The following is an 11,362-nucleotide window of genomic DNA, read 5'->3' as shown; positions in this document are numbered from 1 at the left end:
TTTGATTCTAAGTTATTTAAAATTTACAATTCTCTGAGGCAGATAATACTTTTGATACTTGTTCAATTCGTTCATCGATAGTACCGCTGAGCATATAATATTTAAGATTTCTATTGTTTAAATCTTCTATTATTTTTTGCTGAAATTCCTTTCTCTTCACATCACCAGATCGATCCCAAGTGTCATCATAAGGAATATCAGTATCGCAGACAAAAATAATATCGTGCCTGTTCTCTGCTGCTTTTGCTAAATTTTCTAAGGCTGCAAGTGCCGTTCCATGATAATCCAGCGAAAACAAATAGGTCGTAATCGCATTAGTATCTGAGAACAAAATTCGATTTGACTGCAGCACAAGAGCATCTTCTCTTTCAATGTGTGTTTCAGCAATTTTTAAAAGATCTTCTAAAGTTAGTCTTTTATTTATTTGATGCTTCTCCCAATATTCTCTTCCGTATTCAGGCATCCATTGCGTATCAAAATGAAGAGCCAATTTTTCTGCTAACGTAGTTTTACCAGTTGATGGAGCTCCAAGCAATACCACTTTTGTTATCAAATCTTTATAAACTATGGGATGAATAAATTTCTTATTTTCAAATGAATCTTTTCTAATTTTTGTGGCAGAGATTGGAATAATATTCCGACTAACATCAACTTGTCGATTTACAGCATTCAGCGCAATACTCATATGTACGCCATAAGGCTCACTCGAGTAAAAATGCGAGATAGTACGATTACCTAAAACACTTAAAACATAATCTTCCTGAATTTTCATAATCTCTGGCGTATAACCAGTATCATTTGGCGAATTCACACCTTCGATGACTACAATTTTCGGGTATATTTCACGTATCCAAGCTGCTCTGGTCGCTAAAGCAATATTTATTACTGGATCATCATAAATTAACACTATTAATTCATCAACTTCATTAACAGCAGTTTCTATTAATAATTGATGCCCTTTATGAAAAGGCGCAAACTTACCTAGTGTTAATCCAACTTTATGCTCGCTCATATTCAAATTCTTCATTATATACTTTTCTCCATTCTAGATAACCAATTATTGCCATTATTAAAAAAAGCACATACAACCCTGTTGTAAAATACAAACCTTTGTACCAATATACGCCTATAGCAACTACATCTACAACTATCCAAAACATCCAAGAATGCAATACTTTTTTAATCATTAAATATTGAGCAACAAGACTTGCAATGGTTATAAAAGCATCTTCATAAGGAAAAGATGCATCCGTTTTTGTCTGCATAATATAACCTAAACAAAAGGATAATAAAATCGTTGAACCAATCCAAAACGTTTCGTTTTTTATCGATGTTATACGCAATGTACTGTGATTTGAACCACCATATTTCCAATTATACCAGCCAAATACTTGCAGAAAAACATAAACAACATGCAAAATCATATCTGAATATAATTTGGCTGTGTAGAAAATAAAACAATATAATATTACTTGAAGTAAACCAAAATACCAACACCAGATATTTTGTTTAATAGTAAAATAAACAGCCATAAAGCCGAAAAATGCGCCAAATATTTCTAAAGTTGTATCCATAATTGGGTATAAATATATAATAATGAATCAAAATTTTAATTGATAACGAATAACATTTAAACAATTTGCATCTCTTTATTTAAGTACTTTTTGAACGACTAATACTTTTTGAACAAATTAGAATCATTAACCATCTTATTGTCTGAAAAATGGAGATCTAAGAAATTAGAAAAACACATCTGTCCGTTTTTGATGTGTTCTTTCGAATTATGGACGAAGAAAAACTATACAATTGTCTAAAAAAGGAGATATTGACATTTATTTTCAGCTGGACTTTTCAAAAAAACTATGAAAAATCCGCAAGAATATTCTTTAAAACAAAACATTTCTAAATTTTATTAAAAATTTTTATTCGAATAAAAACCTTCTTTACCTTATTTTTTAGTGTAAAATAACCTGTTATTAACCAAATAAATACACTTAAACTAACTCATTTCGTTTGTGATTTTCTAGCTCAAAACGTGTTATTTCAAGCCTAATTTTAAAAAGTTTTTTTCGGAATCTTTTTGTGTATTTCAAAAATAGTTGCATTTTTGCACCCGCAATAGCAAAACAGGTCCGTTCGTCTATCGGTTAGGACGCCAGGTTTTCATCCTGGTAAGGGGGGTTCGATTCCCCCACGGACTACAAAAAAAGCTTCAGAGAAATCTGAAGCTTTTTTGTTTTTAGGTACTTGCACTACTTTTAATTTAACCAATCAGACACTAATTTTCGGTAGGTTTCACCAATTGGAAGCTGCTCTCCGCTAATCAACTGAATTTGGTTTCCATCGATGATTTTTATTTTGTTCTTTGGAATAATATACGAACGGTGAATGCGTACAAATTGGTTTACAGGCAGTTTTTCGAGAATATCTTTCATATTTTCGAGAACCATAATTTTTTCGCCTTTTGTGTGTATTCGGATATAATCTTTTAATCCTTCAATGTAAAGAATGTTATCTGTCGCAATTTTATAATGCTTCCTGTCGGCTTTAACAAGTAAAAAATCTTCAGAATCTTGGTTCTGAAAAGTTTCCTGCCAACGAATAAATTTCTCAACACTTTGATAAAACCTATTGAACACTATAGGTTTCAGTAAATAATCAATTACGTGAAACTGAAAAACATCTAAGGCATAATCTGTATAAGCAGTTGTAACAATAAAGTTATGCTTTTGATTAAACATCTGCATTAGTTCGATACCGGTAAGCTGCGGCATTTGAATATCAATAAAAACCAAATCGACTGTTTCATTGTTCAATATTTCTATTGCTTTAAAAACATCCGAATCAGCATACAAAACATTCAATCTAGGAACTTTTGATGCATAATCTGCCATAAGTTTTACTGCAAACGGCTCATCGTCTAATATAATACAATTTATTTTTTTCATTTTAAATCTATTTCAAGTTCAGCTGTAAACTGATTATTTTGATTCACTAATTTTAATTGATGTTTTTGAGGATAATGAAATTCTAATCGCTTCTTTAAATTATCCAGCCCAATTCCGCCCAGCTTATCTTTCTTTTGTATTGCGATATTATTTACGACCTTAAAATTGAGCTTTTTGTCTTTCAAATTCAAATTAATTAAAATCGGATTTTCGTTTGAAGTTAATCCATGTTTTAAAGCATTTTCAATTAATGGAGATAAAACATAAGGCGGAATTTCTTCTGAAACGTCTGCCGTTTCAATTCGAAAATCGATATAAGCATTTTCCTGATGCCTTAATTGTTCAAGTTCGATGTAGGCTTTTATATAATCGATTTCATCTTGCAATCTAATTTTTTCTTTTTGAGATTCATAAGTCGTAAAACGCATAATTTGACTTAATTTTTCAATCGCCTCCAAAGATTTATCCGATTGAAAATAGACCATCGAGTAAATATTATTTAGTGTATTAAAAACAAAATGCGGGTTAATCTGCGCTCTTAGAAATTTGATTTCGGTATTTTTATTTTCTTCCAAAATAATCTGATTGTACTCTAAAAGACGAATAAAATAAATTACAAACCAAAGCAGTGAACTCAAAATTACGGCCATACTGCAGTAATTCAAATTATCTAACATATAGTTAAAAAATTCAGGATTTATATAGTTTATTTTATCAAACAAAACTGCTGTTATAACTTGCTCAGTAAGCCATCTTAATAAGGTAAAAAACAGGTAAGAAACAAATACGCCTGCAAAAAATATTTTCCATTGAAAGGCTTTAAAAACCCTTTTCATTATAATCAAATAATGAAAGTAAAAGGTAAAAACAAAAACAATACAATAGGTTATAAAAAACAAATCTGGAACAAAAACATTTGTTTGTATTGGATTTTTGGCAAATATAAAATACGCCATCAAAAGCCAATATATAACATGAATGACAATCTCTGCCTTTAGTGATAATGTTTCCTTACGCATATTGATATTTATTTTTTTCAAAGATATACATTCATAAAAAAGTCTAAAAACGGGTTTGTAGATTATTCACGGGGGTTTGTCGATAAAACTAGTTTTAGGCATTTTTTCAGCACAGTTTTGCATGGTAATTAAATCAAAACCTATGAAAAAAGTTATCATCCTATTGTTTATTCTTCTTAGTCAAACTAATGCATTCAGCCAGCAATTTTCTATTAAAGGAAAAGTAATAAATCAAAACAAAGAGCAAGTCGAATTTGTAATTGCCAGTTTATTTAAGGACAACAAAATGGTTACATCTGTTTCGACTGACAGTTTGGGGAATTTTGAAATGAAAACTGAAAAAGGAAGCTATAGATTGCAGCTGGAACAATTTGGAACAGAATACTTGAACAAAGAAATTACTCTTGACCAAAACATTGATCTAGCTGTAATTGAAATTAAAGAATCAATAAACCTTGAAGGAGTAACCATAAAATCTAGAAAAAAACTGGTTGAACAAAAAGTCGATCGACTTGTTTTTAATGTCGAAAATTCTGTAACTGCCACAGGCGGAACAGCTTTAGATGCCTTAAAAGCAACGCCAACGGTAAGAGTTCAAAATGAAATTATTTCGATTGTTGGAAAAGGTGAAATTTTTGTCATGATTGATGATCGCTTGCAAAAAATGCCGCAAGAAGATTTAGCTGCGTTTCTAAAATCAATTCCGTCTGATAACATTAAAAGTATTGAAGTGATAACTACTCCGCCGGCAAAATATGATGCAGAGGGCAACAGCGGACTTATTAATATCAAATTAAAAAATGCTAAAGCAAATTCATGGAATGCGAATATTGGAACTTCATACACACAAAAAACGTATGCAGGCGAAAACCTAAATGGATTATTTACTTACAACTATGATAAAATTTCGGTGCAGGCTTCTGTTAACAAAGGAAAACAAAAATTACGCTCTACTTCTGAAAGTGCTATATTTTACACAAACGAGTTATGGAAAGAAGATATTAAAAACAAATCTGTAATTGATGTATTGAGTTTAGGATTTGGTCTTGATTACAAACTAACTAATAAATGGACAGCAGGAATTCAATATCTTGGCAGTTTTACAGACAAAACCTCAACTAATAACCCGTTTACAACTATATATAATAATAGCGGAACGGCAGATTCTTATATCGCTTCGGATGTTAATGCAGCCAACAATCCGAAAATGAATACTGTTAATTTTCAAAATTCTTTTGTATTAGACAGCTTAGGGAAAAATATTTCGATTAATCTGGATTACTTCAATTACAATAAAAATGATTATCGTTTCTTTTCTGGAAATGAATTAGATCGCAATAAAAATGTTATTCCTAACACTTTTTTTTCGTCGACCACCAGCAATGTCAATACAATCAAAAATTACTCTGCAAATGTCGACGTTTCGTTACCGTATCAATGGGCAGACATTAGTTTTGGAGCAAAAGCTTTTCATACCAATACTGATAACAATTTAGCCGTATACAACAATGAAACAGGAATTGCGGTTTTCAATACAAACCAGTCGAATATTTTTAATTACAAAGAGTACAATCAGGCTTTATATTTTTCGGGAAGCAAAAAGATAAATTCTAAATGGGAGACACAAATGGGTTTGCGAATTGAAGCTACACAAACCAAAGGTTATTCTGAAAATCTAAATCAAACAACTGAAAATAATTATATAAAATTTTTCCCAACGGCTTATTTGACTTATGCGCCAAATGAAAACAATTCTTTCTCTTTAAATTACAGTCGAAGAATCCGCAGACCTGAGTTTGAGTATTTAAATCCTTTTGTAATTCAAACAAGTCCTTATTCTTATTCGCAGGGAAATCCATATTTAAAACCTTCGTTAATTGATAATTTTGAATTTTCGTTTATCCGAAATCAAAAATGGGTTAACTCTGTTTATTTTTCTCAGGTTTCAGATTTCGGGCAGGAATTATCTATCATCGATCCTGAAACAAACAGCACCAAAAGAATGCCGTTAAACTATGCAAATACGTATCAAATAGGGTTTTCTACTTCGTACAACTTCAATAAATATTCTTGGTGGAATAGTTTTACAGGTTTTAATTTAAACTATCAAAATGTAAAATCAAGAACAAATTTCATTAGTTCTATAGATGGATACAACGGATATATTTACAGCAATAATGACTTTACTGTAAACACTAACAAAACAGTATTTATTGGATTAAATTACGGTTTACAGCTTCCTGGACGTTATCAAATATTTAATATTTCGACTTTGAACATTTTAGATATTTCAGTTAAAATGCTCACTTTCAAAAAAAACCTGTCAATTACATTTCTAGCCGAAGACGTATTGAATGCACAAAAACCATTAATTACCTACACTTCAAACGGAATAAAAACAAATATAAAAAGTTACGGTGACACTAGAGGTTTTAGAATTTCGTTAAGTTATAAATTTGGTAATCAAAATATTAAATCAAAACAGCGCGATTTTGGAAACGAAGACGAAAGAAATAGAATAAACTAATTGCAGCAACAAAAACAGAGCTTCAGAGAAATCTGGAGCTTTTTGTGCATGGAAATAAATTGTGCTATAAATATTCCGCTCCGCTGGAGCTTTCAAAACAAATAAAAAATTCTGCAATCAAAGAGGCAAATTATTTAAGTTTAGAATTATAAAGCTGTTTTAAATTACTTTCAACTGCTTTACAATCTCGTGCATATGTTCTTCATCAGTGCCGCAGCAGCCGCCAAATACATTTAAGTGGCTAAAAGTATCTTTTAAGTTTTTGTATTCTTTACCCAAATCCTTAGGAATTCCTCGGTCTAATTCTGTGGCTTCGTCTAATTCGGCGTGGCTTTTACAAGATGCATTTGCTCGAAAACCTTTTATTCTTTTTACCCAATTTTCGTTTGCATTCGCTCTCAGTTCGTTTACAAAATGCGTAGGATGCGCACAATTTATCATATAATATAACGGAGGAATATTTACACTTTTGTCTATTTTTTCGATTGCGTCTTTTAAGCTCATTCCAGTTGGCAGTTTTCCATCGGTTTCAACTGTAAACGAAATAACTACAGGCAAACTTACAGTTTCTGCAGCTTGAACAATACCTATCACTTCTTCGATATAATTCATGGTAAGTGCCGAAACAAAATCAACCGGCATTTGACTAAAAGCTTTTATTTGTGCCAAATGATATTCTTTCGCTTCTTCAACATTCATACAATTATCCGGCACATAACCGTCGCCTCGAGGACCAATGCAGCCGCTTATAAGAATAGATTTTACAGTATTCGAAAATTCTGTTTTTAAATCTGTTAAAAGCGAAACTGCTTTTTTATTCAACTCAAATAAGGAATCTTTTGGGTATCCAATTTTTTCAATCCACTCTGGATTTGCGCGCCAAGTTGGACTTTCTAAAATAAAATTGGTTTTATACTTTTCGGCAATTTTTAAATACCGAGAATAATAGTTTTTCATGCTGTCGTATCCTTTTTGATCTTTTAATATATCAAAGGCAGCAAAATAAGGCAGATCATAACCTTCTAGAAAAACCAATGTTGTTTCGAGTCCTCCATCAGTTAAAAACAAATCTTCAGATTCGTTTGGCAGTGTATTTTTAGTCTTTTTCATCTTCACTTCATCAAACACAAACAATTAACAATCAAGCAAATAACACTATAAATATACAAAATTTCGATTTCTCAAAATAAAAAATCAAACAAAAGCAAAATCAATTACTTTGCTTTTCAAGAATACTTTTCGGCTTTTTTTTCAAAAACATAACCATAACCATAAAGAGTTTATTTACTTTTGCACCCGCAATGGTTTAGCTGCAACTTTTCAAGTGCAGTTAACGAAGAGGGAATCAGGTGCAAATCCTGAACAAGCCCGTTACTGTAAATTCCATGCAACATTTTGACAGATATAGGAGAGTTTTTTTGGCTTTCGAAATCAAATCTTTTGCCACTGCATTTTTATCAAATGTGGGAAGGCGGCTCAAAATGGGAATAAGTCAGGAGACCTGCCACTGCATATAATTTTAGGCTCTCGCGGACCAGAGTTTTAAAGACAAACACATTTATCAAACTAAACATTTGATTTCATTTTTTCCGTTTAAAACTATTTGTCACAAATAGACTATTTTGCTATGCACGTATGTAAAAACAGGCATTCAAGCCTGCTGCATTGTGGATTATGTGCCTTATTATGGATTTTATTTATGAATCCGATTATGGCACAGGATAATCCTAAAACTAAGGAGCGAGACTCTTTAAAACCACTTGTGTTAAACGAAGTGATTCTAACTGCGAGCAAACGCGAGTTTAGGATCGAATCGCCTATGCCTGTTCAGATTTTATCGGGTAAACAGCTCGAAGCACTAAACAGTCTTTCGGTTGCAGATGCGGTTCGTTATTTTTCGGGCGTTCAACTGAAAGATTACGGCGGAATTGGCGGTTTAAAAACCATAAACGTTCGAAGTTTAGGAAGCGCTCATACGGCAGTTTTTTATGACGGAATGACGGTTGGAAATGCGCAAAACGGTCAAGTCGATTTAGGAAAATATTCTTTGGATAATATTGAAGCCATCGAACTTTATAATGGTCAAAAATCGACTATTTTTCAGCCTGCACGAGGTTTTTTCGCTTCAAGTACACTTTTACTAAAAACAAAAATTCCTGTTTTTGAATCGGGTAAAACCACAAATATTAGAACTTCTTTTAAAACTGGTTCTTTTGGATTAGTAAATCCTTCTGTTCTTTATCAGCAAAAAATAACTTCCAGAACAGCGCTTTCCTCCAATATTGAATGGCTTAAAGCCGATGGAAAATACAAATACCGCTATCAGAAAAAAGACGGTTACGATACAACGGCTGTTCGCCAAAACGGAGATATAACTGCACTTCGGGCTGAATTGAACCTGCATACCAAATTTGGTTCAAACGCTATTGCAAACTTTAAGGCTTATTATTACGATTCTGAAAGAGGACTTCCGGGCGCAATTCTAGCCAATAGATACGAACATGTGCAAAGGCAATGGGATCGTAATTTTTTCATTCATGGTTCTGTACAGAATTCCTTTTTCGAAAAACATGAAATGCTTACCAATGTAAAATTCAGCAGAGACTACAGCCGTTATATCGATCCTGATTATAAAACCCTTGAAGGCGCATTGGATAATAAATATTATCAAAACGAATTTTACGCTTCGATTGTCAATCTCTACACTATAAAAGATTGGTGGAAAATGTCGTTTGCAGCAGATTTCTCCATTAATACGCTTGATGCTAATTTGTACCGTTTTCCCTATCCTACCCGATATTCTTATCTAGGCGTTATTTCCAGCGAAATGCATTGGAAACGACTTGATATTCAAGCCAATTTGCTTGGAGCTTATATCGACGAGCAGGTTAAATATTATCAGCAAGGCGATAGTCAGCATGTTTTCTGTCCGGTTGTATCCGCTTCTTATCAACCTTTTACGATAAAGAATTTCAGAGTTCGAGCGTTTTACAAAGAGTCTTTTAGAATGCCGACTTTCAATGATCTGTATTACACTTTTATAGGCAACAGTTCTTTGCGTCCAGAATTTACAACGCAATACGATGTGGGAACAACTTACAGTATTGAGCCTAAAAAAATGCTGCAATCAATATCATTTCAAGTCGATGTTTATTACAATCGTGTAAAAGATAAAATTATCGCAATGCCGTCATCTAACCTTTTTAGATGGACTATGATGAATTTGGGCGAAGTCGATATTCGCGGCTTAGAACTAAACACCAATTTCGTTTTTAAATTCCCGCAGCAAATCTTTCTAGATTTAGGTTTAAGTTATACCTATCAAAAAGCAATTGACATTACTGCAAAAGGAACAACTTACGGTGATCAAATTCCTTATACACCAGAAAACAGTGGTATAATAACCTCATCGATCAACTGGAAAAACTGGAATCTTAACTACAGTTTTATATATACCGGCGAGCGTTACAGTCAAAAAGCAAACATTCCTGTTAATTATGTTAAGCCTTGGTACACCAACGATATGGCTCTTATTTGGAATGGAAAATTCTCAAAAATCCCTGTAAAATTAAGCGGCGAAGTCAATAATTTATTCAATCAATATTATGATGTGGTACTCAATTTTCCTATGCCGGGCAGAAACTATCGATTAAGTCTTTCTCTAAATTTTTAAAATAAAACAGCAACACTAAAAAATTCTCAGCAATGAAAACAAATTTCAAATTTTGGCTTTTACTCGCTTTTGCGGCAATAGCTCTTCAAGGATGTCAGGAAGATGATCCTATTATTCGTGAAGAAGTAGAAGTTTTACCGCCCGAAACTGTTACGACCGTACAAGGTTTTTATCTTCTTAACGAGGGGAATATGAACATGAACAAAGCTTCATTAGATTATTACGATTATGAAACTGGAAGTTACAAGCGTAATGTTTACGGTCAGGCAAATCCTGATGCGACTTTAGGTTTAGGCGATGTAGGAAACGACATTGGTATTTACGGTTCAAAATTGTATTCGGTTATCAACAATTCAAACAAAATTGAAGTTATGGATGTGGTTACCGCAAAACGTCTTAAAGTAATTGACATCAAAAATTGCCGATACATAACTTTTGCCAATGGAAAAGCTTACGCAAGCGCCTATGACGGCGAAGTACAATTGGGAGAAAATTCTCCAAATGGCTTTGTTGCCGAAATCGACACCACTTCGCTTTCGATCACAAAAACGGTGAAAGTAGGCCGTCAGCCCGAAGAAATGGCTGTTGTAGGTAATAAACTTTATGTTGCCAATTCAGGAGGATATAGTCCGCCAAATTACGAAAGAACCGTTTCTGTAATCGATTTAAAAACTTTTACTAAAACAAAAGATATTGATGTTGCCATAAATCTGCACAGACTTGAGGCTGATGAAGATGGAGATTTGTATGTAAGCTCTCGCGGCGATTATTATGATATTCCTTCCAAACTATTTGTAATTGATACTAAAACTGACCTCATCAAAAAAACTTTTGATATTGCCTGCTCCAATCTTACTATCGTTGGTGACAAAGCTTATATAATTGGATCTGAATTTAGTTACAGCACCTTCGATTATATCATAAACTACAATTTGATTAATGTTAAAACCGAAACTTTACTTACAGAGAGCTTTTTACCTAAAGCGGTCAGCGACGAAATTAAAACTCCATACGGGTTTGCGGTTGATCCTGTTTCTCTAAATGTTTTTATAACGGATGCTGGAGATTATGTTTCGCCCGGAAAATTATACTGTATTGACAAAAACGGGAATACAAAATTCACGGTTACAACTGGAGATATTCCGGCACATTTTGCCTTTAAAACAAAAAAAACAATAATTAATCCATAAATTTT

General features: G+C 32.8%; 8 protein-coding genes, 1 tRNA gene and 1 riboswitch. Of the genes, 4 read left to right on the top strand and 5 right to left on the bottom strand.

Annotation, left to right across the window (positions count from 1 at the left end):
- Positions 1–16 precede the first annotated feature (16 nt).
- Complete coding sequence (locus ACHRV0_RS11600) at positions 17–1,012, bottom strand: AAA family ATPase (RefSeq protein WP_395441029.1); 996 nt, start codon at positions 1,010–1,012, stop codon at positions 17–19.
- Positions 999–1,574 carry a nicotinamide riboside transporter PnuC gene (gene pnuC, locus ACHRV0_RS11595; protein WP_395440944.1) on the bottom strand — a complete coding sequence of 192 codons (576 nt, stop codon included), beginning with the start codon at positions 1,572–1,574 and terminating at the stop codon, positions 999–1,001. The genes ACHRV0_RS11600 and pnuC overlap by 14 nt, the downstream gene beginning before the upstream one ends.
- Positions 1,575–2,129: 555 nt before the next feature.
- On the opposite strand from pnuC, the gene ACHRV0_RS11590 reads away from it, so the two are divergent.
- Positions 2,130–2,201: transfer RNA gene (locus ACHRV0_RS11590), tRNA-Glu, on the top strand.
- Positions 2,202–2,258: 57 nt separating this feature from the next.
- On the opposite strand, the gene ACHRV0_RS11585 is transcribed toward ACHRV0_RS11590, so the two are convergent.
- Positions 2,259–2,948 carry a LytR/AlgR family response regulator transcription factor gene (locus ACHRV0_RS11585; protein WP_395440943.1) on the bottom strand — a complete coding sequence of 230 codons (690 nt, stop codon included), beginning with the start codon at positions 2,946–2,948 and terminating at the stop codon, positions 2,259–2,261.
- Positions 2,945–3,967 (bottom strand): sensor histidine kinase, encoded by a 1,023-nt coding sequence (locus ACHRV0_RS11580; RefSeq protein WP_395440942.1) that lies wholly within the window; start codon positions 3,965–3,967, stop codon positions 2,945–2,947. The genes ACHRV0_RS11585 and ACHRV0_RS11580 overlap by 4 nt, the downstream gene beginning before the upstream one ends.
- Positions 3,968–4,109: 142 nt before the next feature.
- Between ACHRV0_RS11580 and ACHRV0_RS11575 the strand changes: the two genes are divergently transcribed.
- Positions 4,110–6,494, top strand: coding sequence for an outer membrane beta-barrel family protein (locus ACHRV0_RS11575; RefSeq protein WP_395440941.1), 2,385 nt, complete (start codon positions 4,110–4,112; stop codon positions 6,492–6,494).
- 159 nt (positions 6,495–6,653) lie between these two features.
- Here the strand turns inward: ACHRV0_RS11575 and ACHRV0_RS11570 are convergent, their stop codons facing one another.
- A complete protein-coding gene (locus tag ACHRV0_RS11570; RefSeq protein ID WP_395440940.1) occupies positions 6,654–7,604 on the bottom strand; it encodes a homocysteine S-methyltransferase family protein in 951 nt (316 codons plus the stop codon).
- Between the two features lie 175 nt (positions 7,605–7,779).
- Positions 7,780–8,018, top strand: a riboswitch (cobalamin riboswitch).
- 79 nt (positions 8,019–8,097) lie between these two features.
- On the opposite strand from ACHRV0_RS11570, the gene ACHRV0_RS11565 reads away from it, so the two are divergent.
- Both ACHRV0_RS11565 and ACHRV0_RS11560 read left to right on the top strand, forming a co-directional pair.
- Positions 8,098–10,167, top strand: a complete 2,070-nt coding sequence (locus ACHRV0_RS11565; RefSeq protein ID WP_395440939.1) for a TonB-dependent receptor — start codon at positions 8,098–8,100, stop codon at positions 10,165–10,167.
- Positions 10,168–10,199: 32 nt separating this feature from the next.
- Positions 10,200–11,357, top strand: a complete 1,158-nt coding sequence (locus ACHRV0_RS11560) for a YncE family protein (protein ID WP_395440938.1) — start codon at positions 10,200–10,202, stop codon at positions 11,355–11,357.
- Positions 11,358–11,362: the final 5 nt, after the last annotated feature.

It is taken from the genome of Flavobacterium sp. FlaQc-30, assembly GCF_044005885.1.
GTDB lineage: Bacteria > Bacteroidota > Bacteroidia > Flavobacteriales > Flavobacteriaceae > Flavobacterium.
The sequence above is the reverse complement of the archived record's forward strand: the minus strand, read 5'-3'. Positions and strand labels throughout refer to the sequence as shown.

Excerpts from the sequence above, each read along its gene's own strand:
- ACHRV0_RS11600 (WP_395441029.1), bottom strand. The coding sequence starts at position 1,012 with ATGAGCGAGCATAAAGTTGGATTAACACTAGGTAAGTTTGCGCCTTTT.
- pnuC (WP_395440944.1), bottom strand. The coding sequence starts at position 1,574 with ATGGATACAACTTTAGAAATATTTGGCGCATTTTTCGGCTTTATGGCT.
- ACHRV0_RS11585 (WP_395440943.1), bottom strand. The coding sequence starts at position 2,948 with ATGAAAAAAATAAATTGTATTATATTAGACGATGAGCCGTTTGCAGTA.
- ACHRV0_RS11580 (WP_395440942.1), bottom strand. The coding sequence starts at position 3,967 with ATGCGTAAGGAAACATTATCACTAAAGGCAGAGATTGTCATTCATGTT.
- ACHRV0_RS11575 (WP_395440941.1), top strand. The coding sequence starts at position 4,110 with ATGAAAAAAGTTATCATCCTATTGTTTATTCTTCTTAGTCAAACTAAT.
- ACHRV0_RS11570 (WP_395440940.1), bottom strand. The coding sequence starts at position 7,604 with ATGAAAAAGACTAAAAATACACTGCCAAACGAATCTGAAGATTTGTTT.
- ACHRV0_RS11560 (WP_395440938.1), top strand. The coding sequence starts at position 10,200 with ATGAAAACAAATTTCAAATTTTGGCTTTTACTCGCTTTTGCGGCAATA.